This window comes from Kitasatospora sp. SC0581 (assembly GCF_048159585.1).
Classification (GTDB): domain Bacteria; phylum Actinomycetota; class Actinomycetes; order Streptomycetales; family Streptomycetaceae; genus Kitasatospora.
This window is the reverse complement of sequence record NZ_JBLRWA010000023.1, coordinates 37,841-64,364: the sequence shown is the minus strand read 5'-3', so window position 1 is coordinate 64,364 and position 26,524 is coordinate 37,841. Positions and strand designations below refer to the sequence as shown.

Annotated in this window: 23 protein-coding genes and 1 riboswitch; of the genes, 13 read left to right on the top strand and 10 right to left on the bottom strand. The window is 73.9% G+C overall.

All coding sequences use genetic code 11. The annotated features are described in order from the left end of the window. Positions 1 to 49: 49 nt before the first annotated feature. Positions 50 to 3,733, bottom strand: coding sequence for a SpoIIE family protein phosphatase (locus ACLWS4_RS27835; RefSeq protein ID WP_416875519.1), 3,684 nt, complete (start codon positions 3,731 to 3,733; stop codon positions 50 to 52). 1,958 nt (positions 3,734 to 5,691) lie between these two features. Then, positions 5,692 to 7,137 carry an MFS transporter gene (locus ACLWS4_RS27830; protein WP_416875518.1) on the bottom strand — a complete coding sequence of 482 codons (1,446 nt, stop codon included), beginning with the start codon at positions 7,135 to 7,137 and terminating at the stop codon, positions 5,692 to 5,694. Positions 7,138 to 7,259: 122 nt separating this feature from the next. Here ACLWS4_RS27830 and ACLWS4_RS27825 point away from each other — a divergent pair, with 122 nt between their 5' ends. Then, positions 7,260 to 7,805, top strand: a complete 546-nt coding sequence (locus ACLWS4_RS27825; RefSeq protein WP_416875517.1) for a winged helix-turn-helix transcriptional regulator — start codon at positions 7,260 to 7,262, stop codon at positions 7,803 to 7,805. A 106-nt stretch (positions 7,806 to 7,911) separates the two neighbouring features. Here the strand turns inward: ACLWS4_RS27825 and ACLWS4_RS27820 are convergent, their stop codons facing one another. The 5 genes from ACLWS4_RS27820 to ACLWS4_RS27800 form a co-directional block, all read right to left on the bottom strand. Continuing rightward, complete coding sequence (locus tag ACLWS4_RS27820) at positions 7,912 to 9,102, bottom strand: alpha/beta hydrolase family protein (protein ID WP_416875516.1); 1,191 nt, start codon at positions 9,100 to 9,102, stop codon at positions 7,912 to 7,914. Between the two features lie 159 nt (positions 9,103 to 9,261). Continuing rightward, entirely contained in the window at positions 9,262 to 10,002 is a 741-nt protein-coding gene (locus tag ACLWS4_RS27815) for a hypothetical protein (RefSeq protein WP_380743529.1), read from the bottom strand. A gap of 480 nt (positions 10,003 to 10,482) precedes the next feature. Next, on the bottom strand, positions 10,483 to 11,547 hold the full coding sequence (locus ACLWS4_RS27810) for a serine hydrolase domain-containing protein (protein WP_416875515.1): 1,065 nt from the start codon (positions 11,545 to 11,547) through the stop codon (positions 10,483 to 10,485). A gap of 147 nt (positions 11,548 to 11,694) precedes the next feature. Next, positions 11,695 to 12,108: an HIT family protein gene (locus tag ACLWS4_RS27805; protein WP_074005165.1), complete on the bottom strand. Its 414-nt coding sequence runs from the start codon at positions 12,106 to 12,108 to the stop codon at positions 11,695 to 11,697. 62 nt (positions 12,109 to 12,170) lie between these two features. Continuing rightward, positions 12,171 to 12,302: a hypothetical protein gene (locus ACLWS4_RS27800; protein WP_416875514.1), complete on the bottom strand. Its 132-nt coding sequence runs from the start codon at positions 12,300 to 12,302 to the stop codon at positions 12,171 to 12,173. On the opposite strand from ACLWS4_RS27800, the gene ACLWS4_RS27795 reads away from it, so the two are divergent. After that, positions 12,292 to 12,480 carry a YegP family protein gene (locus tag ACLWS4_RS27795; protein ID WP_049651337.1) on the top strand — a complete coding sequence of 63 codons (189 nt, stop codon included), beginning with the start codon at positions 12,292 to 12,294 and terminating at the stop codon, positions 12,478 to 12,480. The genes ACLWS4_RS27800 and ACLWS4_RS27795 overlap by 11 nt on opposite strands. A gap of 181 nt (positions 12,481 to 12,661) precedes the next feature. On the opposite strand, the gene ACLWS4_RS27790 is transcribed toward ACLWS4_RS27795, so the two are convergent. Beyond that, positions 12,662 to 13,366, bottom strand: coding sequence for an MSMEG_1061 family FMN-dependent PPOX-type flavoprotein (locus ACLWS4_RS27790; protein WP_416875513.1), 705 nt, complete (start codon positions 13,364 to 13,366; stop codon positions 12,662 to 12,664). A 195-nt stretch (positions 13,367 to 13,561) separates the two neighbouring features. On the opposite strand from ACLWS4_RS27790, the gene ACLWS4_RS27785 reads away from it, so the two are divergent. The 11 genes from ACLWS4_RS27785 to ACLWS4_RS27735 all read left to right on the top strand — a co-directional run bounded on the left by ACLWS4_RS27785 (position 13,562) and on the right by ACLWS4_RS27735 (position 23,287). After that, positions 13,562 to 13,909 (top strand): antibiotic biosynthesis monooxygenase family protein, encoded by a 348-nt coding sequence (locus tag ACLWS4_RS27785; protein ID WP_049651338.1) that lies wholly within the window; start codon positions 13,562 to 13,564, stop codon positions 13,907 to 13,909. A gap of 202 nt (positions 13,910 to 14,111) precedes the next feature. Further along, positions 14,112 to 14,239: riboswitch (FMN riboswitch) on the top strand. 223 nt (positions 14,240 to 14,462) lie between these two features. Further along, positions 14,463 to 15,209, top strand: coding sequence for a riboflavin synthase (locus tag ACLWS4_RS27780; RefSeq protein ID WP_416875512.1), 747 nt, complete (start codon positions 14,463 to 14,465; stop codon positions 15,207 to 15,209). Continuing rightward, on the top strand, positions 15,206 to 15,853 hold the full coding sequence (locus ACLWS4_RS27775) for a nicotinamide mononucleotide transporter family protein (protein ID WP_049651339.1): 648 nt from the start codon (positions 15,206 to 15,208) through the stop codon (positions 15,851 to 15,853). The genes ACLWS4_RS27780 and ACLWS4_RS27775 overlap by 4 nt, the downstream gene beginning before the upstream one ends. A 5-nt stretch (positions 15,854 to 15,858) precedes the next feature. After that, the gene (locus tag ACLWS4_RS27770; RefSeq protein WP_416875559.1) at positions 15,859 to 17,142 is read left to right on the top strand and encodes a bifunctional 3,4-dihydroxy-2-butanone-4-phosphate synthase/GTP cyclohydrolase II; all 1,284 of its coding nucleotides are present in this window, start codon (positions 15,859 to 15,861) and stop codon (positions 17,140 to 17,142) included. 48 nt (positions 17,143 to 17,190) lie between these two features. Continuing rightward, positions 17,191 to 17,664: a 6,7-dimethyl-8-ribityllumazine synthase gene (gene ribH / locus ACLWS4_RS27765; protein ID WP_049651340.1), complete on the top strand. Its 474-nt coding sequence runs from the start codon at positions 17,191 to 17,193 to the stop codon at positions 17,662 to 17,664. Between the two features lie 112 nt (positions 17,665 to 17,776). Continuing rightward, positions 17,777 to 18,049, top strand: coding sequence for a phosphoribosyl-ATP diphosphatase (locus tag ACLWS4_RS27760; RefSeq protein WP_049651341.1), 273 nt, complete (start codon positions 17,777 to 17,779; stop codon positions 18,047 to 18,049). A 57-nt stretch (positions 18,050 to 18,106) separates the two neighbouring features. Next, positions 18,107 to 18,955, top strand: a complete 849-nt coding sequence (gene hisG, locus ACLWS4_RS27755) for an ATP phosphoribosyltransferase (protein WP_049651342.1) — start codon at positions 18,107 to 18,109, stop codon at positions 18,953 to 18,955. Positions 18,956 to 19,063: 108 nt separating this feature from the next. Then, complete coding sequence (locus ACLWS4_RS27750) at positions 19,064 to 19,504, top strand: PH domain-containing protein (protein ID WP_049651343.1); 441 nt, start codon at positions 19,064 to 19,066, stop codon at positions 19,502 to 19,504. Between the two features lie 284 nt (positions 19,505 to 19,788). After that, positions 19,789 to 21,132: a hemolysin family protein gene (locus ACLWS4_RS27745; RefSeq protein WP_049651344.1), complete on the top strand. Its 1,344-nt coding sequence runs from the start codon at positions 19,789 to 19,791 to the stop codon at positions 21,130 to 21,132. Further along, entirely contained in the window at positions 21,129 to 22,175 is a 1,047-nt protein-coding gene (locus ACLWS4_RS27740) for a hemolysin family protein (protein ID WP_049651345.1), read from the top strand. The genes ACLWS4_RS27745 and ACLWS4_RS27740 overlap by 4 nt, the downstream gene beginning before the upstream one ends. A 125-nt stretch (positions 22,176 to 22,300) precedes the next feature. Next, positions 22,301 to 23,287 (top strand): NAD-dependent epimerase/dehydratase family protein, encoded by a 987-nt coding sequence (locus ACLWS4_RS27735; RefSeq protein ID WP_416875511.1) that lies wholly within the window; start codon positions 22,301 to 22,303, stop codon positions 23,285 to 23,287. 20 nt (positions 23,288 to 23,307) lie between these two features. Here ACLWS4_RS27735 and ACLWS4_RS27730 read toward each other — a convergent pair whose 3' ends face one another. Together ACLWS4_RS27730 and ACLWS4_RS27725 are read right to left on the bottom strand one after the other, a co-directional pair. Continuing rightward, a complete protein-coding gene (locus ACLWS4_RS27730; protein WP_416875558.1) occupies positions 23,308 to 25,419 on the bottom strand; it encodes an AAA family ATPase in 2,112 nt (703 codons plus the stop codon). A gap of 389 nt (positions 25,420 to 25,808) precedes the next feature. After that, entirely contained in the window at positions 25,809 to 26,465 is a 657-nt protein-coding gene (locus ACLWS4_RS27725) for a uridine kinase family protein (RefSeq protein ID WP_074005168.1), read from the bottom strand. Between the last annotated feature and the right edge of the window lie 59 nt (positions 26,466 to 26,524).

Below are 26,524 nucleotides of genomic sequence, written 5' to 3'. Positions count from 1 at the left end.
CGCCGCCCGCGCACCGGCCGAGAGACGCGGTGCGACAGCCGCAGATCGTTCAGGCGGACGGTGTTGCCCCCGGGGGCAGCTCCAGCTCGAACCAGACCACCTTGCCGTCCTTGGTCCGGCGGCTGCCCCAGCGGTGCGCGAGCTCGTTGACCAGGTGGATGCCCCGGCCGCCCTCGTCCTCGCTGCGGGCGCGGCGGATCCGCGGCACCTCGGACTCCTGGTCGGCGACCTCGACGGTGAGCACCCGGTTGCAGTACAGCCGCAGTTGGGTGGGCGATCCGGCATGCACCAGCGCGTTGGTGATCAGTTCGCTGGTGAGCAGCTCGGCCCAGTCGATGAGCGCGTCGAGCCCCCAGGAGGCCAGCGTCTCGCGGGTGAAGCGGCGCGAGTGGGCGACCATGGCGTGGTCGCCGGTGAGCCGCAGGGTGGCGATCCGGTCCGCGCCCTTCGGGCGGACCTGCGCCATGATGACGGCGATGTCGTCCTCGCCGGTGGTCTCGGTGAGCCGCTTCAGGACGGCGTCGCAGGTCTGTTCCAGCGAGCCGCGCCGGTCGGCGACCGTCCGGCACAGCAACTGCAGTCCCTCGTCGAGGTCCTGGCCCCGGCGCTCGACCAGCCCGTCCGTGTAGAGGGTCAGGATGCCCTCCTCGGGGAGGGTGAACTCGGCGCTCTCGAAGGCGACTCCGCCCACCCCCAGTGGGGCGCCGGTGGGCAGCTCGACCAGGTGCGCCCGCCCCTCGGTGTCGGCGACCACGGGCGGCAGGTGCCCGGCGCTGGCCGCGGTGCACTGGCGGTCCACCGGGTCGTAGACCACGCAGACGCAGGTGGCGAACTGGCCCTCGCCGATGCCCGCGGTCGCCTCGTCCAGCCGGTACAGAACCCGTTCGGGATCCAGGTCCAGCGTGATCAACGTCCTTGCGGCCGTGCGGAGTTGGCCCATGGTGGCGGCGGCCCGGATGCCGTGGCCCATCACGTCGCCGACGATCAGCGCGACCCGTCCGGAGGACAGCGGTACCACGTCGAACCAGTCGCCGCCGACCTCGCTGACCACGCTGCTCGGCAGGTAGCGGTAGGCGAGGTCCAGCCCGAGCGTGCGGTGCACCTCCTGTGGCAGCAGGCTGCGTTGGAGGGTGAGCGCGGTGTCCCGTTCGCGGCGGTAGAGCCGTCCGTTGTCGATCGCCAGCGCGGTGCGGGCGGCCAGCTCCTCGGCCAGCGAACGGTCCGCCGACCCGAACGGCACCGGGTTGCGGGAGCGGACGAACTCCGCGCCGCCCAGCACCTGTCCGCGCGCCACCAGCGGCACCATCAGGTACGAGTGCACCCCGGCGTCCAGGCTCGGCTGCACCCGGTCGGGCGAGGCGACGATCCGGCTCAGCTCCTCCTCGGTCACCTCGGAGACCAGGATCGAGCGCCGGGTGCGCAGGCTCTGCGCGTACAGCCCGGCCGACTGCGAGGTCTCGCCCACCTGGTCGGCCGCCCCGAGCATGCCGCCGTCCGGGCCGGTGTCGCCGACCGCCACCGCCCGCATCAGCACCGGGCCCTCCGCCGGGACCGCCCCGGGCTCCTCGCCGCTGAGCACCGCCTCGCGCAGGTCCACGGTCACGAAGTCGGCGAAGCGCGGGATCACCACCTCCACCAACTCCCGGGCGGTGCGGTGCAGATCGAGCGTGGTGCCGATCCGGTTGCTGGCCTCGTTCAGCAGCGACAGCCGCTGCTGGGCGGCCCACGCCTCGTCCAGCGCCCGCTGCCGGGCGGCGGCCGCGTCGCGCTCGCGGGTGAACAGCAGCGCGTTGTCGATCGAGACGGCCGCCCGCACCGCCAACTCCCCGGCCAGCGCCACGTCGTCGTCATCGTACGGGCGCTCGACCCGGGTGCGGTAGAAGCCCGCCACGCCGACCGGGGTGCCGCGCGCGATCAGCGGGACCACCATGAACGACAGCACGTTCTGCTCCCGTACGGCGGCCTGCCGCACCGGGTCGTCCGCGAACCAGGCCATGCCCTCCTCGTCCATCCTGGGCACCAGGACGGGCTTGCGGTGCGCCAGGCACCAGGCGTACGGCGAACCGGGCACGAAACGGTGCAGGTTGCCGGTGCGGGCGATCGGCGCCAGCGTCGAGCCGGGCACCGAGTGGAAGGCCATCCGCCGCAGCAGCGCCGAACCGTCCACCGGGGCGGTCGCCTCGCGCTCGCCGCGGACCAGCTCCTCCAGCACCTCCACCACCACCGTGTCGGCCAGCCTCGGTGCCGCCACCTCGGCCAACTCCTGCGCGGTCTGGGCGAGATCGAGCGTGGTGCCGATCCGGGCGGAGGCCACGTTGACCAGCGCCAGACGCTCCTGCGCGGCCCTCGCCTCGCGCAGCGCCTGCTGCCGGGCCAGCACGGTCTGGTGCTGGCGCAGGTACAGCCGGGCGTTGTCGATCGCGACGGCCGCGCGCGAGGACAGCTCGTCGCCGAGCGTGATGTCGGCCGCCGCGAAGGACTCCCGCGCGCCGCGCCGCGAGTACACCACCATGCCGAGCGTCGTACCGCGCGCCACCAGCGGGGTGATCCGCACCGAGCGCGGGCGGTCGCCCAGGTAGGCCTGGCGGTGGCTCTCGTGGACGGGCTCGCTCAGCATCGGCAGCTCCCAGGAGGGCACCACCACCGTGCGCCCGCCGGCCAGCGCCCGGGCGTACGGGGAGTCCGGCCGCAGCTCGTACACCGCGTCGACCGGCAGCGAATCGGCCGGGTAGACGGCGTCGGCGGAGGCGATCGCCAGGCGGCGCACCAGCAGCGGGACGTCCGGCGCGGGCGGCTCCACGTTCCGGCCGGCCACCAGCTCCTCCAGCCCGAACACCGCGCTGATGTCGGCGACCCTCGGCACCATCGCGTCGACCAGCTCCCGGGCGGTCTGCCGCAGGTCCAGCGTGGTGCCGATCGAGGCGGTCGCGTCGACCAGCAGGGACAGCCGCTCCTGGGCGCGGGCCGCCCGGGCGTCGGCGTGGAACCGCTCGGTGATGTCGATGACCGTGGCGCACACGCCGAGCACCCGGCCACCGCGGTCCCTCAACCGGAAGTACGAGGCCGACCAGGCATGGTCGTGGCTCGGGTCGCCCGGGGTACGGCCGTGCGCCAGGTCGTCCACCACCGGCTCGCCGCTCTCCAGCACCCGGCGCATCACCGCCTCGGACTCCGGGGCGTTGATCCCCGGCAGCACCTCGGTGAGCCGACGGCCCAGCGGCTCCTCGACGCCCAGGCCGTTCGCGTCCGCCAGCGCCGCGTTCAACCGGACGAAGCGCAGGCCGGTGTCGAACACCGCCATGCCGACCGGGGACTGCGTGAAGAACCCGTCGAGGAGCGCCAGGTCGGCCTGGAGCCGGCGCAGCGTCGTCACCTCGGAGGCCACCGCCAGCACCATCGGGGCGCCGCCCGGGCCGCGGATCGGATACGTACGGAACTCCAGGTTCACCAGGTGCCCGTCCCGGTGCCGCACCGGGAACACCCCGGACCACGACCGGCCCGCCAGGATCTGCCGGAACAGCTGGAGCACCTCCGGCCGGTGCTCCTCGGAGGTCAGCAGCGTCGCCGCCCGCGCCCCCACCGCCTCCTGCGCAGGGTGCCCGAGCAATGCCTCCGCGTCACCGCTCCAGTGCAGGATCCGCCCGTCGGCGTCGATCAGCGCTGTGGCGATCGGCACCATCAGCAGGGCGTCCTGCCGAGGCTGCCCCGCGCGCTGCGCGTATTCGTCCACCATGGCCAGAGAACCGTCCCAGAAACCGTCCGGAGATCGTTCCCACCAGCCCTGCCATCTTCGCACGCACCCCCACCCACCGCAGCCGCCCCAGCCCCCACACCCCGCCCTCAAGCGCTGCCCACGGAGGCAGGGCCTCCACCACCACCCGACCCGGCAGCTCCCGCACGAGAAGTCGATCCAGCCGGCTCCCTGTGCGCCCTACCCGAGCACGGTTCCTGTCGCTGCGGCCTCCACCACGCCCCGAGCTGGTGCCCGCACGAGAAGTCGGCCCAGTCGACTTCTCGCGTCCCTACCCTCAGGCGCCGCCCACGGCGGCGCGGCCTTCACCACCTCTCGAGCCGGCAGCTCCCGTGCCATCCGTCGGCCTCGGAGCGACTGCCCCGAGCCCCTCACCCCGGTTGTGCGCAGGAAGTCGACCGGGCCGACTTCCTGCACCCCGCACCCTCTGGCGTTTTCCATACCGGTGCGGCCTCCCGCTGCCGCGACGAATCGACGGGTCCCGCGCAGGAAGTCGATCCAGCCGACTTTCCGTGCTTCGAGTCCGAGTGCGGTTCCTGCCGGCGAGGCTTCCAGCACGCCCCCCCAAGCGGTGCCCGCGCAGGAAGTCGGCCTGGCCGACTTCCCATGTCCTGCTCCAGTGACCCTGCTCGCCAGGCAGCGTATTGCCAGGGCTTGCTTCGCTTGTGCCGCGCTATCTGTTGGCCTTGGCGCGAGCGTCCGGAAGCAGCCCACCCCGGTTGTGCGCAGGAAGTCGACCGGGCCGACTTCCTGCGCCCCATTCCCAGGTGTTGTCCATGGCGGTGTGGCCTTCACTGCCGCGACGGACCGGTGGGTTGCGCGCGGAAAGTCGATCTAGCCGACTTTCTGGGCCTCCCGCCCGAGCGTGGTTCCTGTCGCTGCGGCCTCGACCCGGCTCCCAACCGGTGCCCGCGCGAGAAGTCGATCCAGTCGACTTCTCGCGTCCGACCCAAGTGCGGTTCCTGTCGGTGAGGCCTCCACCATGCCCCCAAGCGGTGTCCGTAGAGGAAGTCGGCCGAGCCGACTTCCTACGTCCTGTTCCGGTGACGCTGCTCGTCAGGGAGCCCCTTGCCAAGGGCTCGCTTTGCCTGTGTCGAGCCGCAGTGGCGCGAGCAGGGGCCGGTGCCATCCGTCGGCCTTGGAGGGTCCGCCCGGGAGCCGCTGACCCCGATTGTGCGCAGGAAGTCGACCGGGCCGACTTCCTGCGCCCCATTCCCAGGTGTTGTCCATGGCGGTGTGGCCCCCGCTGCCGCGACGGATCGGTGGGTTGCGCGCGGAAAGTCGATCCAGCCGACTTTCTGGGCCTCCCGGCCGAGCGTGGTTCCTGTCGCTGCGGCCTCCGCCAGGGCACCGAGCCGGTGTGTGCGCGAGAAGTCGGCCCGGTCGACTTCTCGTGCCTCGCCCAGTGACGCTATTCAGTACGGGGCGTTTGGTCGGGGGCCCGCTTCGCCGGTGTCCGGCTTTGCGCTCCAGGCGGGCGAGCCCCGGTTGATGTCGGCGGAGCCGGGGAGGGTCCTTCCGCCTGGGTGTGCGTGGGAAGTCGATTGAGCCGACTTCTCGTGCGCTTGGAGGGTGGGATTTCCGTGTGTGGGCTCCCGGTCTGCTCGCGAATTGTCCGTTGGCCTCGGCGCGGTCGTCCGGAGGCCTTCCGCGTAGGCCTTGGGGTGGTGGTTCGGGCGGACCGGTTGCGCGGTGCTGGCGCCTGGATCGGCGCCGGCGGCTCCGGGGTTCGCTGCTTCAGGCCACGTGTTGCGGCAAATGGCATCGGCAGCGGCTCAATTTGGGTTCTGGGTCACGGAAAGTCGTCCAGAACCTCAACCGTTGGCCGACAAAACCGGTGCCTGTGTTGCCACAGGTGGGGAGGCGTTTCAGCTGCCGCGGCGGAAGTCGGATGGGCCGACTTCTGGTGTCTCGCGGGGGTGGGAGGGGGGTCTGGTGGCTCACGGGACGGGGGTGGGGTGGGTGGTGCGGGATTCGGTGGTGTGGGCGGCGAGGGCGAGGAGGGCGCCGAGGAGGCAGAGGGCGGCGGCGGTGAGGGTGGCCCGGTCGGTGCCTGCGGCGAGGGTGTGGGCGGTGGGGTGGGGGGAGCCGGCGACGGTGACGGTGAGGGCCACGCCGAGGGCCGAACCCAGGTAGCGGGAGGTGTTGTTGGCGCCGGAGCCCATGGCGGCCCGGTGTGCGGGGACGCTGCTGACCGCGAGCCGGGCGAGCGCCGCGTTGAGGATGCCGCTGCCGATGCCCGCGACGGCGAGTCCCGGGGCCAGTCGCAGCCAGGACGAGCCGGGGGTGAGCCCGTACAGCGCGGCCTCGCCGGTGCCGCAGACGAGCAGGCCGAGGGCGACCTGGGCGGTGGCGGGCAGGCGGGTGGCCAGGTGGCGGGCCTGGAGCGCGGAGACCACCGAGAGGCCCGACCACAGGGCCAGCACGCCGGCCGCGGCCGGGCCGGACAGGCCGAGCACGCCCTGGAGCAGGGTGGGCAGGTAGCTCATGAAGCCGACCAGGGCCAGCCCCGTGAACAGCGCCCCGCCGGTGGCCGCGATGAAGCCGGGGCTGCGGAACAGGGCGAGGTCCAGCATCGGCTCCCGGACCTTCGCCTCGACCACGGCGAACGCCGCCAGCAGCAGCACCCCGCCCGCCAGCAGCGCCACCACGGCGGGCTGCCCCCAGCCGCCGCGGCCTTCGGCCAGTCCGGCGATCAGGCAGGAGGTGCCGGCGGCGAGGGTGAGCACCCCGTACGGGTCGAGGGCACGCGGGCGTTCGGCCCGTGACTCGGTGAGGATCCCGGCGGCGCAGCCGGCCACCACGGCCGCGGCCACCGCGATCCCGCCGCTGACCGCGCGCCATCCGGCCCACTGCTGGACCAGGGCGCCGTACACCGGCCCGATCGCGATGCCCAGCCCGACCGCCGCGCCCCAGACGCCGAGCGCCCGGATCCGGCCGGGCCCGGGCGGGTGGGCGTGGCTGATCAGGCCGAGCGCGGGGGCCAGGACGGCGGCCGAGGCGGCGCCGAGGAGTACCCGGGAGGCCAGGTAGAGGGCGCCGCCGGGGGCGAGGGCGGCCAGCGCCTCGGCGGCGGCGAACAGCAGAACGCCGAAGGTGAAGACCCGCTTGCGGCCGTGGTCGTCAGCGGCGCTCCCGGCGGTGAGCAGCAGCGCCGAGATGCCGACCAGGGTGCCGGTGAGGATCCAGGTGCGGCCGGAGGCGCCCAGGTGGGCGGCCTGGGCGGTGGCGGCGAGCGAGGCGGTGGGGGCGGTGTACGCGACGGTGGTCAGGGCGGTCGCCGCCGCGGTGGTCGCCAGCGTGGCCCCGGGCCGGACGCGCGGGCCCGGGGTGGTGGGGGTGGTGGGGGAGGAGGCGGGTGAGGAGCCAGGTGGTGCGGGGGGCATGGGTGTTCCCTCCGAGGGCCGGACCCTAATGGTCTGGTGAATGAACCTTCGTCTCGGACGGCACGCTACCACCGCTGGTCTGTTCATTGAACCCACTAGAGGGGTGGACTAGGCTGACGCCCATGGCCCTGGGAACCGACTACGAACTGCAGGAGTGCGCGCTGGCCCGCGCCCTGGAGGTGGTCGGCGAGCGCTGGAGCCTGCTGATCGTGCGCGACGCGTTCTACGGTGTGCAGCGCTTCAACGACTTCCTCGCCCACCTCGGCATCCCGCGCGCCGTCCTCACCTCGCGCCTCAACGCCCTGGTCGCGGCCGGGGTGCTGCGCAAGGAGCCGTACCAGCGGGCGCCGCTGCGCCACGGCTACCTGCTGACCAGTGCCGGCCTCGAACTCTGGGGCCCGCTCTACCAGTTGAGTCGCTGGGGCGGCCGGCACGCCACCGAGGGGGGTCCGTACCACCTCTTCGCGCACGCCGTCTGCGGCACCGACCTCGACCTCGTCGGCGTCTGCCCGGCCTGCGGCGGCGGGCCCGTCCCGCCGACCGCGGTCGTCATGCGCCCCAACCCCGCCCGGGCCGGCGGCCACCGCGAGGACCCGGTCTCCCGCGCCCTGGTCCGCCCCCACCCGCTGCTCGAACCGATCGCCTCGGCGGCGGTGCTGCCCGGCTGACTGTAGGCAGAGCGCCCGTACGCCGACGGGGCCGCCGGCGCGCTGCCGACGGCCCCGCCCCGGGAACCGCTGTCACTCGGAAATCGCTGTCATTCGGGGACGGCCGTCAGGGGGTGAACCGCACCTCTGGGTTGGCGGCGCTCGGCCCGTCGAGCAGCGGCTGCGGGACGCCCTTCAGCTGGAGGTCGAAGAACGCCCCGACGTACTGCCGGGTGAGGGCGACGGCCCGCTGGCTGCCGATGGTGGTGTCCGGGCCCTTGGGGAGGCCGAGCCCGTCGAAGAAGAGCGGGAAGTCGGTGAAGCTGCCGTGGTCGGTGCCGTCGACGGTCAGCCAGCGCTTCCAGCCGTCCAGCCGGGGCCAGCTCCTGAGCCAGCTCTCGTCCTCGCCGCCGCCGGGCAGCGGGTGGCCGATCATCAGGTACGGCTTGCCCTTGATGCCGGACTCGGGCACCAGGTAGTCCATGGTGCCGTCCAGGTCGACCCCGGCCCGGAGCCGGTCGTCGGTGAGCAGGGCCGGGACGGTGGCGGCGCCACCGGCGGAGTGTCCGGCCATGGCGATCCGGTCGCGATCGATCAGCCGGGCGTAGCGCCAGGCCGGGTGCGGGCGGTCGGTCAACTGGTCGATGACGAAGGAGACGTCCTTCGCCCGGCTCGCGTCCAGGGCCTCCCAGGCCTCCTGGGTCCTCAGCGTCCCGCACACCTCGCAGGGGAGCGTCCGGCCGTCGGGGAAGGTGGTCCCGGTGTTCTCGTAGGTGTGGTCGACCAGCGCGACGACGTAGCCGCGGCTGGTCAGGTCCTCGGCGAGGCTGCTGAGCGTGGCACGCGGCATGGTGAAGCCGGGCGACAGGACCACCAGCGGGTAGTGGCCGCCCTGGGGGCGGGCCCCGGACTCCGCCCACGTCCGGGTGCCGGACACCGCCTCGGTCGGGATGGTGTTGCCCGGTAGCTTCCCGTCCAGCAGCGCGCGGGCGGCGGCGGGCGTCATGTACGGGGCGGGGGTGCCCGTCCCGGCGTGCGCGGGGTAGTACATCGAGACCATCAGCTGGCGCGGACCGGCGGCGGGCACCCACGGGTCCGGACGGTTCTGGTCCACGAGGTGCAGGACCTCCTGCCCGACCGCGTACGGCCCGGTCGGGCGGGGGAGTTCGACCTGGGCGGCGGCCCGGGTGGTCGGGTTCGCGGGAGCGGTGGCGGAGCTGGCGGGCGCGGCCGCCAGGGCCGGCGCGGCGGCGGCGACGGACAGCGGCAGCGCGAGCAGCAGGGCCGCAGCGGCGGCGGTCGTACGGAGTCGGCTCATGTCAGCGACCGTAGGCCGCCCGCCACGGAACTGACGTCCACTCAGCGGCGTACTGATCCCTTCCGGAAGGCACTGTGGCGCCCCCTAGGGGGCGGGCCCGGGCGAACCTGCGCGAACATGCGGGAACCTGCACCGGGGCTGCTCGGCCCGGGCGGGCCGTCAGCCGGTGGAGGCCGTCCGGAGGTCCTCCAGGAAGCCTGCGGCCGCACGGGCGTTGGGCACCGGGAAGGTGAGCGGGAGACCGGCCGAGTGCGTCCGGACCTCCAGCTCGCCGAGGGCTGAGGCCCGGGCCGAGTGCACCTCCGGCCACCGGTAGGCCTCCGTCGCGGCGAGCGGGTGCGGCGGCCGGTGCACCAGCCCGCCGGCCGTCACCGTCAGTCGCCCCCGGACGAAGCGGACGCTTCCTTCCGTGCGCAGCGTCTCGTGCAGGGCGGCCCGGAGCCCGGGGGAGAGGCGCTCCTCCAGCTCCCGGAACAGCCTGCCCAGCCCGCCCAGGTGCGCCAGCACCAGCGGCTCGTCCGCGCCCGCCGGCCATATTCGCCCGTGCTCGTACTCCCCGTGCGGCCCTCCCGGGGAGTACTCGGTGGCCTCCATCGCGCGCCAGGGCAGCGGCTCCTCGCCGCCGCCGGCCGAGACCAGCACCAGCCCACCCTCGTGGACCCGTACGGAGCGCAGCCCGGGTGTGGGCCGCAGCCGCTCGTACCCGCTCACCGCCACCACCGCGGCGGCGGCCAGTACGGGCGCGGGCCACCACTCGCCGAGCGCCAGACAGACCACCACGGAGACGGCCACCCCGCAGGAGTGCAGCCACACCCGCGCCGGCCAGGACAGCGGCCGGAACCGTCTGTGCACCCGCAGCACCGGGCCCAGTCGACCGGCAGCGCCGGCCGAACCAGCCATGCCGGCCGCACCGGCAGAAGCGGCCAGGTCGGCAGAACCGGTCGCACCCGCCGACCGCACCCGCGTCGGCGACCACGTCACCGCCACGTCGGCCCCCTTTCACTCGGCTCAGTCGGAGGGCTCCCCCAACGGAACCGCGACTTCCAGAACCCCAGCATCGACCGCGCGCCGCCCCCGGCGACAGAGCCAATCAGCACCTTTTGGCCTGGTTCGGCCCCGCCATCATCGCGCCCCGGCCGCAGCCGCCCGCCACGGGGGTGGGGACGAACGGCCCAGGTGCCCCTGGGCGGGGCCGCAACGCCCGCCCGGGCGGCCCGCACCACCGTCATACCGAGCTCCCTCCGCTCCGCGGCAACCCCTCAGGAGGGCCGCAACCATCGGATGCCCAGGATCGACTCCTCACCGCGCCCGCCGACAGTGCCGATCGGCACATTCCGATCGAAATCCCCCCCGTCACCGCCGGAACCCCCGTCACCGCCCTCACCCCGTCGTCGCGAACCCGATCTGCAGCCCGCGCAGCAGCGCCGTGCCCGCCGGATCGACCGACCGGCGGGTGTTGGCCAGCACCACGGCGCCGACCCGCTTCTCCGGGTCGAAGGCCACGAACGAACGGAACCCGCCGGTGCCCCCGTTGTGCCAGATCTGGAGGTGCCCGCCCTGCTGGGTGTGCAGCCGGTGCCCGAGCCAGCCCAGGTGCGTCCAGGCGAAGGGGTTGACCCGGTGGCGGGTCTCCCGGGTGAGGGCGATCGCGGCCGACAGTGGCGCCTCCGGCTCGCGCCCGGCGGCGAGTTGGGCCCGCAGGAACACCACCAGGTCGGCGGCGGTCGACCGGAGCCCGCCCATGCCGGGCACGGCCCCGAAGCTCCAGTGCGGCACCGGCCGGCCGCCCGGCGTGTGCCCGTGTGCCAGCCGCGCGGACTGCTCCTCGTCCGACCGCACGCAGGTGTCCACCAGGCCCAGCGGTGCGCAGACCTCGCGCGCCACCAAGTCCTCGTACCCGACGCCGGACCGCTGCGCGAGGGCCAGGCCGAGCAGCCCCGCGCCGAGGTTGGAGTAGCGGAAGCCGCGCCCGGGCGCGGTCCGCAACCGCGTCCGCGCGAGCCCGTCGAGCACCCGCTCGGTGGTGCAACCGGCGTACGGATCGGGCTTGTTGGGGGACAGCAGTGACTGCGCCAGCATGCCCCGGGGCAGCCGGGGGAGCCCAGAGGTGTGGGTGGCGAGGTGCCGCAGGGTGATCGGCTGCGGGCCCCTGGCCGGGACGACGGCCGGACCGCCCGAGGCCCCCGTGAGCACCTCGGCGAGCGGTTCGTCCAGCCGGACGGCTCCGTCGAGCGCCAGCCGTGCGAGCACGAGCGAGGTGAACACCTTGGTGACGGAGCCTATGTCGAACAGTGTGTGCGGTCCGGGTATCCCACCGCCCGGACCGGTCCGCCCGGCACCCCGGATCTCCACGTCGTCGCCGGCCAGCCCGGCGACCACCGCGCCGACGTGTCGGCCCGCGAGCCGGTCGGCCGTCTGCTGCACGAGACAGGCGAGTTCGTTCATGCTCGCGAGCCTAGGCGCCCCGTTCGGCCGGATCGTCCGCCCGGAAAACGATATCGACCCCGCCGATGCTCCTGCGGAGGTACGACCCCCCGTCGACCCCCCCGCGCGATCCCCACGGCAGGGCACGGAGCCGGAGCCCCGCCCCCGTCACTCCTCCAGCGCCTCCCGCAGCCGGGCCGCGACCTCCGCCGCCCCCGCCTCGTCCGGATACCGCCGCCGGGGCCAGAAGAACCCGCGCAGCCCGTCCTTCGGATTGCGCGGCACCACGTGGACGTGCAGGTGCGGCACCGACTGGCTGATCCGGTTGTTCGCCGCCACGAAACTGCCCGCCGCGCCCAGCCCGCGCTCGACGGCCCCCGCCACCCGCTGCACCCGCAGGAAGAACGGCCCGACCTCGGCGGCGGGCAGGTCGGCCAGCGTCGGGTGGTGGGCGCGCGGCACGACCAGGACGTGCCCGGGGAACAGCGGCCGGCGGTCCAGGAAGGCCACCGCCACCTCGTCGTCCAGCACCCGGTGCGCCGGCTCCTCGCCCGCCACCACCGCACAGAAGACGCAGTCCATCCGTCCATTCAAACCACCGGCCGGCCGCCCCGGCACCTCCGCAAACCCCGGTGGGCCCGGCATCACCCGTCCGGCTGCCGCCCGGGTGCGGCCGGGGTGGTGCCGGGCGCACGGTGGCGCCGGGGGCCGGACAGCGGGCGCATCGAGCGCTCCACGAGGAGGCCCCGCGAGGAGGTGGCCCCGATGTCGGGCAAGTTCGAGGTCTATCAGGACGCCGGTGGCAAGTACCGGTTCCGGCTCAAGGCGGGCAACGGCGAGATCGTCGCCACCGGCCAGGGCTACGCCAGCAAGGACGCGGCCCACAAGGGCGTCGAGGCGGTCCAGCGGGCCGCCGACGGCGCGCCCGTGGTGGACCTTCCCAAGGCGGCCTGAGCCCGGGGCAGCGGAGCCCCGAGACCGACCGGGCGCGCGGCCCGGCGCCCGACCCACCCGGGCCGGCCGCCGGCCGCCGGGCACCGCGCCGGCCGCCGAGCACCTCGCCGGGCACCCGCCAAACCGACCGCCGGCCACTCACGGCGAGACGGGGACCCCGAGCGGAGAAGTCCCCGCTGCCTCACTCGTACCGGTACAGCAGCGCCTCCCGCTCGATTTGCTCGATCATCTCCACGGTCAGCGACTCGTCCCGCAGGTGCGAGAGCGTGACCTCCGCCGAGCTCGGCTGCGCGCCCTTGGCCAGCCAGTTCTCCGGCTTCCACGCCGAGGAGCGCAGGAAGGCCTTCGGGCAGTGCCCGTACACCTCCTCGACGGCGACCACGATGGCGCTGCGCGGCGGCTTGCCGACGGCGGTCAGCTGCCGCAGCAGCTCCGGGTCGGTCGAGACGCAGGCCTGCCCGTTGACCCGCAGGGTGGCGTCCCGGCCGGGGACGACGAAGAGCAGCCCGACCCGGCCGGTCTCCAGGATGTTGTGCAGGGTGTCCAAGCGCTTGTTGCCGGTGGCGTCCGGAATGGCCAGGGTGTACTCGTCGAGCACCGAGACCAGCCCGGCCGGCCCGCCGCGCGGGGAGACGTCGCAGCGCCCGGCGGCGTCCGCGCTGGCCACGAAGACCAGCGGGGAGCAGGCGATCAGGCGCTGGGCGACCTCGTGCAGGTGGTCGACCTGCTTGCGGCGCGCCTGGTCGCCGGGCTGCTCGTAGATCTCGCGCAGCTGGGCGGGATCGCTGAGCGCGCCCGCGTGGAGGGCGTCGAACAGGCTGCCCGGCCGGTTCGGCGCGGTGGTTGCGGTGGTTGACGAAACGACAGATTCCGGTGTGGTCGTCATACCGGGAATGTAGCCGAGGCCGCTCGGCGCACCCCGTTCCCCGGGCCCTGGCAACCCTCCGTGAAATTCCGGCTCCACCCCTCCCCACCAGCGGTTTTCCGCTCATAATGGGGGCCAGGGACCACTGGCTCGGGGCTCGCCGGGCGGGGACCGCCGGGTCAGTGGTCAGCGCGCCCGGGCGAGGGATGCCCGGGCGTGGGACGCCAGCCGCAGCCGGAGGTGGTGGTCGTGATCGTCAGGATCTGGGCCGGGCAGGTCTCGGCCGGTCGCATCGAGGAGTTCTGCGCGCACCTGGCCGCCCAGGTGATCCCGCAGCTCGGGCGGACCGACGGCTGCCTCGGCGGCGAGCTGCTGCGCTCGGTGTCCGAGGACGGGCACCGGGTGCTGGTGCTGAGCCGCTGGCGCGACGAGGAGGCGCTGCGCGGGTACGCGGGGCCGATGTGGCGGATCCGGCCGGTCTGGTCGGAGGGCGAGCTGAGCTACCTCGCCCACCCGCCGGAGGTCACCCACTTCACGTCGATCACCGCCCCCGCGGCCCTCTGAGCCGCGGCCCTCCGAGCGCATGGCCCGCCGAACACGCGCACCCCCGCGCACATGGCCCTCCAACGTACGCTCGCCCCCCGGCGGAGCCGCGGTAGCACCCCGCCGCGCATTCCCCGCAAGCCCGTGAAACAGACCACAGCCGGAGGCCCTCCCTGCCCTTGCGCCGACCGTGGCACAATGACGGCATCAAGCAGTGACGTTCAGCGCACTCCGGGGTCGGTGAAAATCCGAACCGGCGGTTACAGTCCGCGACCCGTCCGCAGCCAGCGGCCGGTTGACCAGGTGAAATTCCTGGACCGACGGTTAAAGTCCGGATGGGAGGCGTGCGCGGGCGGACGAAGAGCAGTACCCGTGGGTCCACTGGCAGGAGACTGCCTCCCGGGCCCCGGTCAGGTGAACGACGGGAGCGGTGTCTCCCGTGCCGGGCGAGCGATCTCCCGGTGGCCTCGGCATCCCCGGCGACGGGTGTGTCCCGGGTCCGTGCGCCGGTGCCCGTCCGTGTCATCTCCCATGCCGCCCCGGAGTCCGCGCCCCAAGCGCGAGGAGAACCCGGGTGTTCACCGGCATCATCGAAGAGCTCGGCGAGGTCGTGTCGATCGAGGAGATCGGCGACTCCTCGCGGATCCGCCTGCGCGGCCCGGTGGTCTGTACGGGTGCCCGGCACGGCGACTCCATCGCGGTCAACGGCGTGTGCCTGACCGTCGTCGACAGCCCGGTGGAACTGGCCGCCGGCACCGGTGAGTTCAGCGCCGACGTGATGGCCGAGACGCTGCACCGCTCCAGCCTCGGCGAGCTGGCGCCCGGCTCGCGGGTCAATCTGGAGCGCGCCATGGCGCTCGGCGCCCGGCTGGGCGGCCACCTCGTCCAGGGCCATGTCGACGCCACCGGGCGGCTGTTGAGCCGCGAGCCGGGCGAGCGCGACGCGGCGGGCGAGCTGCGCTGGGAGGTGCTGCGGTTCTCGCTGCCCGGCACGATCTCCCGCTACCTGGTGGAGAAGGGCTCGATCACGGTCGACGGCGTCAGCCTGACCGTGGTGGAGGCGGCCGCGGACAGCTTCACCGTCAGCCTCATCCCGACCACCCTCGCGCTGACCACGCTCGGCGCCAAGGCCGTCGGGGAGGGCGTCAACCTCGAGGTGGACGTGCTCGCGAAGTACGTCGAGCGCCTCCTGGAGTCCCGCACCCTGCCCGACTTCCCGAACCTGCCGAACCTTTCCAACCCGCCCCACCCGTCCGACCTTTCCAGCCTGTCCACCCCGTCCGGCCTGCCGGTCGACGGAACCCCGGGGGAGTCCGAGTGAGCTGGCTCAGCGGCGAGGCGTTCACCGTCCTCGGCGAACACGTCAAGTGGGCCGACATGTTCGGCAACATCCTCGGCCTCGGCGGGCTCGCGCTCGGCTGGCGCCGCTCGGTCTGGAGCTGGCCGGTCCAGCTGCTGTCCGGCGCGGTGCTGATCGCGGCCTACCTCGGCGGCCACGTCCCCGGCCTGATCGGCAAGCAGCTGATCGTGATCGTCACCGCCGCCTGGGGCTGGGCGCAGTGGCAGCGGGGCCGCCGCGAGGGTGGCACGATCGCCGTACGGTTCGCGAGTTGGCGCGAGCGGATCGCGCTGGCGGCGGGTACGGCGGCCGGCACGGTCGCGCTCGCCCTGCTCTTCACGTCCTACCCCAGCCTGTCCTGGAGCCCCTGGTCGGACGCCTACGTCTTCGTCGGCACGCTGGCCGCGATGGTCGCCCAGGCCCGCGGCTGGGTGGAGTTCTGGTTCGCCTGGATCGCGGTCGACGCGGTCGGCGTGCCGTTCGCCTTCAACAGCGGCTACACCTTCTCCGGCCTCACCTACTCCGTCTACTTCGTCCTGGTGCTGCTCGGCCTGCGGTCCTGGTGGCTGAGCACCCGTGAGCCGCGCGCCAAGTCCGCCACCGTCCCGCAGGGAGCCACGGTATGACCGAGATGACCGAGAACCAGTCCAGCAACGGGGCCACCGGGCCCGACTCCGACCCCGAGCTCGTCCTCGACCCGGTCGAGCGGGCGATCGCCGACATCGCGCTCGGCCGCGCCGTGGTCGTGGTCGACGACGAGGACCGCGAGAACGAGGGCGACATCGTCTTCGCCGCGTCCGCCGCGACCGCCGAGCTGATGGCCTTCACCGTCCGCTACAGCTCCGGCGTGATCTGCGCCCCGATGACCGGCGAGGAGCTGGACCGCCTCAAGCTCCCGCCGATGACCCAGGTCAACGAGGACCGCAAGGGCACCGCGTACACCGTCTCGGTGGACGCCCGGGAGGGGGTCGACACCGGCATCTCCGCCGCCGACCGCGCCCGCACCGTACGGCTGCTCTCCTCGCCCGGCACCGAGCCCGGCGACCTCACCCGCCCCGGGCACGTCTTCCCGCTGCGCGCCGTCGAGGGCGGCGTGCTGGTCCGCCCCGGCCACACCGAGGCCGCCGTCGACCTGGCCCGGCTCGCCGGGCTGCCGCCGGCCGGCGCGATCGCCGAGGTGGTCAACGACGACGGCACCATGGCCCGGCTGCCCGAGCTGGTCGCCTTCGCCCGCGAGCACGGCCTGGCGATCATCTCCATCGAGGACCTGATCGCCTACCGCCGCCGCACCGAGCTGCACGTCGACCGGGCCGCCGCCACCGGCCTGCCCACCGTGCACGGGGAGTTCACCGCCGTCGGCTACCGGGGGACCATCGACGGCGTCGAGCACCTCGCGCTGGTGGCCGGCGGCCTGGACGCGGAGGGGCGGCTGCCGGACGGCGAGGACGTCCTGGTGCGGGTCCACTCCGAGTGCCTGACCGGTGACGTCTTCGGCTCGCTGCGCTGCGACTGCGGCCCGCAGCTGGAGGCCTCGCTGCGGCGGGTCGCCGAGGCCGGGCGCGGCGTGGTGCTGTACCTGCGCGGCCACGAGGGGCGGGGGATCGGCCTGGCCCACAAGCTGCGCGCGTACGAGCTGCAGGAGCGGGGGCGGGACACCGTCGACGCCAACCTGGACCTCGGCCTGCCCGCCGACGCCCGGGACTACAGCATCGCGGCCCAGACGCTGGTGGACCTCGGCGTCCGCTCGCTCACCCTGCTCACCAACAACCCGCAGAAGCTGACCGCGCTCACCGAGCACGGGCTCAAGGTCAAGGGGCGCGAAGCGGTCGAGATCGCGCCCGGCGAGCACAACCTGCGCTACCTGCGCACCAAGCGCGACCGGATGGGCCACGACCTGCCCGGCCTCGGCTCCTGAAGCCGCACACCTCAGAACCAGCGACGACACCAGAGAACGGAAGAGAACATGAGCGGTCACGGAGCCCCCGAGCTGACCATCGACGGCGCCGCCGGCCTCAAGGTCGCCGTCGTCGCCGCCCAGTGGCACGACACGGTGATGAACGGCCTGCTGGACGGCGCGCACCGGGCGCTCAAGGAGCTGGGCGTCGCCGAGCCGACCGTGCTGCGGGTGCCCGGCACCTTCGAGCTGCCGGTCGCCGCCAAGCGCCTCGCCGAGCGCGGCTACGACGCCGTGGTCGCCCTCGGCGTGGTGATCCGCGGCGGGACCCCGCACTTCGACTACGTCTGCCAGGCGGCCACCAGCGGCCTCACCCAGGTCAGCGTGGACACCGGCGTCCCGGTCGGCTTCGGCGTGCTGACCTGCGACAACGAGGAGCAGGCGATCGACCGCGCCGGCCTGCCCGGCTCCGCCGAGGACAAGGGCCACGAGGCCGTCACCGCCGCCGTCGCCACCGTCGTGGCGCTGCGCGCCGCGCTCTGACACGGGGCCGCACCCGGTCCGTCCGGTCCCGGAGCGCGGACGTCCACCCGACTGTCCACGCTCCGGGACCGTTTACCGTCCGTCCGCCCGCACGCCGTAAGGTGGCCCCATCATGGCTTCGAAGACATTCGAGGAGCTCTACGCCGAGCTCCAGCAGAAGGCCGCCACCGGCGACCCCTCGTCCTCCCGTACCGCGCAGCTCGTCCAGCAGGGCGTCCATGCGATCGGCAAGAAGGTCGTCGAGGAGGCCGCCGAGGTCTGGATGGCCGCCGAGTTCCAGACGGACGAGCAGACGGCGGAGGAGATCTCGCAGCTCCTCTACCACCTCCAGGTGATGATGATCGCCCGCGGACTGACGCTCGACGACGTCTACAAGTACCTCTAGACACCCCCGCTCTCCCGAGCACCCCCATCCTCCGAACAGGTAAGGAAGCAACCTCCCATGCTGCGCATCGCCGTCCCCAACAAGGGTTCGCTCTCGGGTCCCGCGGCGGAGATGCTCCATGAGGCCGGCTACCGCCAGCGGAAGGACCCCAAGGAGCTCGTCCTCGTCGACCCGAACAACGAGGTGGAGTTCTTCTTCCTCCGCCCGCGCGACATCGCGGTGTACGTGGGCTCCGGCCGCCTCGACGTCGGCATCACCGGCCGCGACCTGCTGCTGGACTCGCACTCCAACGCCGAGGAGGTGCTCGCCCTCGGCTTCGCCGGGTCGACCTTCCGCTTCGCGCGCCCCGAGGGCGTGGACGTCGAGGACGTCAAGGGCCTGGAGGGCCTGCGGATCGCCACCTCGTACACCGGCCTGGTCGAGCAGCACCTGGCCGACCACGGTGTGAAGGCGACGGTCACCAAGCTGGACGGCGCGGTCGAGACCGCGGTGCAGCTGGGCGTCGCCGACGTGATCGCCGACGTGGTGGAGACCGGCACCAGCCTGCGCAACGCCGGCCTGGAGGTGTTCGGCGAGCCGATCCTGGTCTCCGACTCCGTGGTGATCCGGCCCAAGGGCGCGGGCGAGGACACCCGGGTGGAGCAGTTCCTGCGCCGCCTCCAGGGCGTGCTGGTGGCCCGCCGCTACGTGCTGATGGACTACGACATCCGCGCCGAGAAGGTCGGCGCGGCCGTCGCGCTCACCCCGGGCCTGGAGTCGCCGACCGTCTCGCCGCTGCACACCGAGGGCTGGGTCGCGGTGCGGTCGATGGTGCTCCGCAAGGAGGCCCAGCAGATCATGGACGACCTCTGGGGCATCGGCGCCCGGGCCATCCTGGTCACCAACATCCACGCCTGCCGCCTCTGACCCGCCCGCCCGAGCGCGGGTAAAGAACGGTTCAATGGGGCGGGGACGCCGGTCGGCGTCCCCGCCCCGCCGTGCTGCCGCCCCCAGAACCACCCCCGGAGAACCCACGTGTCCACGCCGTCCGTCCAGTTCCCCGTCACCTGGGCTCCGCGCCGCACCCGCGCCGTACTGCTGCCGGTCTGCGTGCTGATGGTGGTGCTGTTCTCCGCGATGGCCGTGCTGCTCCCGGAGAACTGGCAGCTCAACGACCGGATCATGATGACGGCCAGCGGCCTGCTGTTCGCCGGCGTCGGCCTGATGCTGGCCCGCCCCAAGGTGAGCGCCGACGCGGAGGGCGTGACGGTGGTCAACTTCGTCCGCCGGCGCCGGCTGGCCTGGGCCGAGATCGTCCGGGTCAACTTCCGCCAGGGCGACCCGTGGGCCACCCTCGACCTCGCCGACGGCACCTCGCTCGCCGCGGTCGGCATCCAGTCCGGCGTCGGCAAGGACCAGGCGATCGCGGACGCCCGGGCGCTGCGCGACCTGGTCGAGCACCACGCCCAGGCCTGAGCCCGCTCCCGGGCCTGAATGCCTGCACCGGGCCTGAGCCCGCGCCCCGGCCCGCACCCGGGCGGACGTCCCCCCACCTGGGGTTCCCCGCCCCCGGCGGGCCGAACGGGCTTCCTACGCCCATCCGGGTATGGTCTACGCTGGTAAAAGCAGGGCAAAGTTCGCCCTGCCCGAAAATCGAGTGCCCGAACCCGACCAGAGGAGTGACACTCCCCCTCGATGGACGATCCGTCCGGTAGTACCTGCGCCGCCTCGCTTCCGCTCCCCGGAAGGCAGGCGGCACTGTGATCACCGCCTGGCTGCTGTTGCTCGCAGCCGTTCTCCTGATCCTCGCCAACGGCCTCTTCGTGGCTGCCGAGTTCGCCTTCGTGACCGTCGAGCGCGGTGAGGTGGAACGCTCCGCGGAGACGGGCGACGCCAAGTCCCGCCGCGTCGCCGGGGCCCTGCGGCACCTCTCCTTCGAGCTGTCCGGCGCCCAGCTCGGCATCACCGTCACCTCGCTGGTGGTCGGCATGCTCGCCGAGCCGGCCCTGTCGACCCTGCTCGCACCCGTCATGACCGGCATCGGCGTGCCCGACTCGGCCGCCCGCGGCGTCTCCGTGATCGTCGGCATGGTGCTGGCCACCGTCGTCCAGATGGTGATCGGCGAGCTGGTGCCGAAGAACTGGGCGATCTCCCGCCCGCTCCAGGTGGCCCGCGCGGTCGCCGCCCCGCACATGGCCTTCTCCCGGGTCTGCCGCCCGCTGATCAGCTTCCTCAACGGCACCGCCGACCGGACCGTACGGGCCTTCGGCGTCGAGCCGCAGGAGGAGCTGGGGCACGCCCGCACCCCCGACGAGCTGGTCTCGCTGGCCCGTCACTCGGCCAAGGCCGGCGCGATAGACGAGGAGTCGGCGACCCTATTCGTCCGCACCCTGGCGCTGAGCGAGCTGACCGCCGAGTCCGTGATGACCCCGCGCGTCGACGTGGCCGCGCTCCAGCGCGACGCCACCGCCTCCGACGTCATCAACCTGACCCGGGCCACCGGCCTGTCCCGCTTCCCGGTGCACACCGACAGCCTGGACGAGGTCACCGGCATCGTCACGCTCAAGGACGCCCTGGCCGTCCCGGCCGCCCGGCGCGGCCTGGTGCGGGTCGCCGAGCTGGCCTCGCCGCCGCTGCTGGTGCCCGAGACGCTGCCCGCCGAGCGGCTGCTCGACCAGCTGCGCCGCCTCCAGCCGATGGCCATCGTGGTCGACGAGTACGGCGGCACCGCCGGCGTCGTCACCGTCGAGGACATCGTCGAGGAGATCGTCGGCGAGGTGCAGGACGAGCACGACCCCGACGACCACCCCGAGCTGTTCCCGCTGCCGCCGGTCAACGGCCTGCCGGTCTGGGAGGCCGACGGCCGCGCCCGGATCGACCAGCTGGAGCGGATCGGCCTGAACGCCCCGGACGGTCCGTACGAGACCCTGGCCGGCCTGGTCGCCGACCTGCTCGGCAAGCTCCCCGAGGTGGGCGAGCAGGCCGAGCTGCCCGGCTGGAGGTTCACCGTGACCGGTGTCGACCGCCACCGCACCACCGAGGTCCGGGTGGAGCGCACCACCGCGCCCGCGCGCTTCGACGAGGACCGGGAGGAGGGCCGATGACCGCCCTGCAACTGGCCGTCGCGCTGCTGCTCCTGCTCGGCAACGCCTTCTTCGTCGGCGCCGAGTTCGCCGTGGTGTCGGTGCGCCGCAGCCAGATCGAGCCGCTCGCCGAGGCCGGGCACAAGCGCGCCCGCACCGTGCTGCACGCGCTGTCCAACGTCTCGGCGATGCTGGCCGCCGCCCAGCTCGGCATCACGGTCTGCTCGCTGGGCCTCGGCGCCCTCGCCGAGCCGACCATCGCCTCGCTGCTGGAGGGCCCGTTCCACGCGATCGGCGTCCCGTCCGGCCTGATGCACCCGCTCTCGTTCGGCATCTCGCTCGCCCTCGTGGTCTTCCTGCACATGGTGTTCGGCGAGATGGTGCCGAAGAACATGGCCATGGCCGGCCCGGAGAAGGCCGCGCTCTGGCTCGGCCCGCCGCTGGACCGGCTGGCCCGCTGGCTCGCCCCGGTGATCCGGGCGCTGAACGCCTCCGCCAACGGCATCCTGAAGCTGTTCCGGGTGGACGCCAAGGACGAGGTCGAGTCGGTCTTCACCACCGAGCAGCTGATGTACCTGCTGGCGGACTCCCGGGACGCCGGGCTGCTCGACGAGAGCCGCCAGGAGCGCCTGGAGGACGCCCTGGAGCTGGGCCGCCGCCCGGTCACCGAGGTGCTGCTCAAGCCCGAGCAGCTGGTCACCGTGGACACCAAGGCGACCGCCGCCGAGGTCGAGGAGCTGGCGCTGCGCACCGGTTTCTCGCGCTTCCCGGTCACCGACGGCGACCCGGCCGGCCACGGCTACCTCGGCTACGTCCACCTCAAGGACATCCTCGACGTGGACGACCCCTCGGCACCCGTCCCGGCCCGCCTGTGGCGGCCGATCACGGTGCTGCGCGGCAGCCTCCCGCTGGACGACGCCCTCGGCGCGATGCGCCGGGCCACCTGCCACCTGGCTGCCGTGCTGGACCAGGACGGGCGCACGCTCGGCGTGGTCATGCTGGAGGACGTGCTGGAGGAGCTGGTCGGCGAGATGCACGACCCGGACCACCGCGCCACGGCCTGACGCCCGTCGGCCGGCGCCTCCCCGGAGAGTTCCGGCTTTCGCTGACGGCGTGTCCGCTCCTGGCGATTCTGCCCTGAGCATGCACCCGTTCCCATGCCGGCCACCCTGGTAGCAGGGTGGTCGGCATGAGACTTCTCCTGCTGGGTGGAACCGGGTTCGTCGGACGGGTCGTCGCCGAGGAGGCGCTGGCCAGGGGCTGGGAGGTGACGGCCCTCAACCGCGGCACGCAGCCCGCGCCCGGGGGCGTCCGGGTGCTGACGGGCGACCGCACCGCGCCGGACGGCCTCGCGGCGCTCGGGACGGGGGAGTGGGACGCGGTGGTGGACACCTGGTCCTGGGCCCCCGCGGCGGTGCGCGACAGCGCCCGCCTCCTGAACGGCCGGGTCGGCCACTACGCCTACGTCTCCAGCCGGTCGGTGTACGACTACCCGCTGGTGGCCGGGGCCGGCGAGGCCGCGCCGGTGGTCGCCTCCTCCCCGGACCTCACCGGCGAGGTGCCCTACGCCGAGGCCAAGCGCGGCGCGGAGCTGGCGCTGGAGGCGGAGTTCGGCGGGCGGGCGCTGCTCGCCCGGGCCGGGCTGATCATCGGCCCGCACGAGGACATCGGCCGGCTGCCCTGGTGGCTCAACCGGATCGCCGAGGGCGGCCCGGTGCTCGCTCCCGGGCCGCGCGACCTGGCCCTCCAGTACATCGACGTGCGCGACCTCGCGGCCTGGCTCCTGGACGCCTCGGCGGCCCGGCTCGGCGGCCCGTACAACCTGGTCGGCCCGTCCGGCCACGCCACCATGGGCGAGCTGCTGGAGGCCTGCGTACGGGCCACCGGCTCGGACGCCGAACTGCGCTGGACGGACCCGGAGCGGATCCTCGCGGCGGGCGTCGAGCCGTGGACCGAGCTGCCGATCTGGCTGGGGCCCGGCGAGCTGTACGACTTCCTGCACACCGGCTCGGTCGAGCGCGCGCTCGGTGCCGGGCTGCGCTGCCGCCCGGTCGCCGAGACCGTCGAGTCCACCTGGGCCTGGCTGCGGTCCATCGGCGGCAGCGCGCCGCAGCGGAGCGACCGGGTCAGGGTCGGGCTGGACCGGGAGCGGGAGGCCGTGCTCCTCAGGGGCTGAGCAAGGGGCCGGTGCGGGGATCAGCTCCGGCCGTCGATCAGCTCCCCGTACGCCTGGACCAGGTCCGGCAGCCGCAGGGTGGCCAGGTCCTCCCGGCCTGGCGGCTCGCGCAGCAGCGTCAGCCGCAGGTCCCGGTAGGCGCAGGACTTCTCGTACAGGGTGCGGATGAACCGGCCGTTGCCCAGCTCGTCGATCCAGCCCTCGCGGACCACGTGGGTGCAGATGCTGGCCAGCTCCTCGGCGGCGTCCTCGTCCCAGCCGTCGCCGTCCCGGCCGGCCAGCGCGGCGCCGATCGCGGTCAGCTCGCCGGGGCGGTAGCTGGGGAAGTCGACCCGGGTGGTGAAGCGGGAGTTGAGGCCGGGGTTGGTGGCGAGCAGCCGGTTCATGCCCTCGGGGTAGCCGGCCAGGATCACCACCAGCCGGTCCCGGTTGTCCTCGGCGCGCTTGAGCAGCACCTGGAGCGCCTCGTCGCCGTACGCGTCGCCCTTGGTGTAGCCGGAGTTGGAGAGGCTGTACGCCTCGTCGATGAACAGCACGCCGTCCAGCGCGGAGTCGATCAGCTCGTTCGCCTTCACGGCCGTCTGGCCGAGGAACTCGCCCACCAGGTCGGCGCGTTGGGCCTCCACGAGGTGGTCGCCGGAGAGCAGGCCGAGGGCGTGGAAGACCCGGCCGAGGATCCGGGCCACGGTGGTCTTGCCGGTGCCCGAGGGGCCGGAGAAGACGAAGTGGCGCTTCGGCGGCTGGACGGGCAGGCCCTGCTCGGCCCGCAGCCGCGACATTCTCAACTGGGCGGACAGCGCCCGCACCTGGCGCTTGACCGGCTCCAGGCCGACCATCAGGGAGAGTTCGGCCAGGGCCGCGTCCAACTCCCGTTCGTCGCCGGCGGACCGGAGCTCCGGCACGGCGGCGGTCCGGGGCTGCACCCGGCCGAGGGCGGGCAGCGGCGGTACGGCGGGGCCGGTCGGGGCGCCCGAGCCGGAGCGCTCCCCGGCGGCCTGCGGAGCGCCGTCGGCCGGGGCGCCGTCCAGCCGGGCGCCGCCGGTCGCGGTCCCGTCCAGCAGGGCGCCGCCGGCCAGGGCCCCGTCCGCCGGGGGGCCGTCCACCAGTCCGGCGTCCACCGAGGGTCCGCCGCCGTTCGACGCCAGGCCGTTCGACGCCAGGCCGTTCGACAGCCCGCCGGGCACTCCGTCGCTCGACAGCCCGTCGCCGGGGACGGGCGCGCCGCCAGGCCCGCCCGCGTCCGCGAACTCCTCCCCGTACCCGGGCAGTTCGGGGTATCCGGCGTCGTCCGGGTAGCCGGGGTCGGCGCCCGGCCCGCCCGGTGCGGCGGCGTCGGCCGCGCCCGGGCTGCCGCCCGCCGTCAGCCCGTCCGCGAGCCCGTTGGCGAGCCCGTCCGCGATGGCGTCCACGAGGCCGTCGGCGAGCGCGTCCTCGGCCGAGATGGCCGTCAGCCGGGTCGCGGTGTCCATGAACGCCGGGTCCGCCCGGTGCACCGCCCGGTAGAGCGGCAGCGCCGCGGCGCTGCGCCCGGCCCCCTCGTACGCCCGGGCCAGCCAGTACCGCAGCTCCTTGCGCTGCGGCTGCTCGGAGCGGCAGCGGGCCAGCGAGGCGGCCAGCGGGGCCTGCGCCTGGGCGCACATGTCGAGGCGCACCCGCGCCATGCCGGCGAACAGCCCGGCCTCGATGCCGAGCAGCGGGTCGTCCAGCAGGCGGTCGGTGTCCCGGATCAGCTGCTCCCAGTCCTTGAGCAGGTAGGACCGGCAGGCGTACAGGAAGCGGGCGGACGGGTCCTCGCTGGGCGCCGGACACTGCTCCAACGCCCGGTCCAGCTCGGCCAGGTGGCGCCCGTCCAGCCAGTGCGAGGCGTGCGCCAGCGCGAGGTCGCGGGCGTCCTCCAGTACCGGCTGCACCCACCAGCCCAGCCAGTACCAGGAACTGAGCGGCCGTCGGTGCAGTCGCCGCTGCTCGCCGAACCGCTTCTGGTTGCGGTACATGGCCAGCAGCGCGGCCGAGGTGTCGCTGCGCAGCGCGTGCAGTCCGAGCCAGGCGTCGGCCATGCCCGGGTCCAGCCGGACGGCGGCCCGGAACTCCTCCTCGGCCCGGGTGTACGCACCGGCCGTGTACGCGTCCATGGCGCGCAGCCAGGCGCGGTCGGCGAGCCGGTCGGGCCCGCCCGCCGTGCTGTCGGAACTGTCCACCGTCGTCACTCACGCCCCCCGCGGTGCGGCCCGGGGCTCGGCCGGCGGGTTGCCTGCGCCTAGCCTGGCCGGTGGTCGTCGACCCCCTGTGGCGCAACTGCGCCTGCCAGGAATCGTACCGGCGCGGCGCTGATCCGGAAGGGTGCCGCACAGGGGCAAATGCGATCGCACGAGCGGCCGTTGAGCGGCCGGGCGACGAAACGGGCGGCGGGGGAGCGGGTTTCGGAAGGGGACCGGACGGGGCCCCCGGCTCACGGGGGAACAAGCCGGGGGCACCGGGTCCGAGGCAACCGGAATCTGGTGTTCCGGTGGCTGAGGAGAACCTAGATCCTGGCGATGTCGCAGGTCAAGGCGTTGGTTGAAGATTCACCGACGGTGTCCGGGGCGATCCGGCCGGTCACCCCGTCGACCCGCGTCACGGCGTGCGGACGGCTCGGATCGGCGGCGAAATGCGCCGATTCGGCCCGGGCCCAGCCCGCCCAGAACTCGGCCAGTTCCGGCCCGTCCCGCTCCTCCCCGCGCCGCCGGGCCGAGACGGCGTCCAGCTCCATCCAGATCACCCGGGCCAGCCACGGCCGCACCGCCCGCCGCCCGGCGCCGACCCCCTCCACCAGCACCACCGGGGCGGCCGGCACCGCGGCCGTGCCCGCGAAGCGGCGCAGCGTCCAGTCGTACACCCGGTACTCGGCGTCCCGCCCGGCCGCCAGCGGCTCCAGCACCTGCTCGCGCAGCCGTCCGGTCCACCCGAAGGGCTCGCGGTGGGTGGCCAGGTCGTCGAGGTGGACCACCGGGGCCCCGCCGAGCGCCGCCGCCAGCCGTCCGGCGAAGGTGGTCTTGCCGGAGCCCGCGTGGCCGTCCACCGCGACCAGCCGCACCGGCCCGCAGGAGGGTGGCAGCGCTCGCAACTCGGCCGCGAGCGCGGTCAGCCGGTCGTCCGGAGCGGGCCGGAATCGGGTCGGGAGGGGTTCGGATACAGCCACAACGTCAACCCTACGGTGCCGTAGCCCGCCACTGCGTCCAGTTCATATGTGCAGGTCGT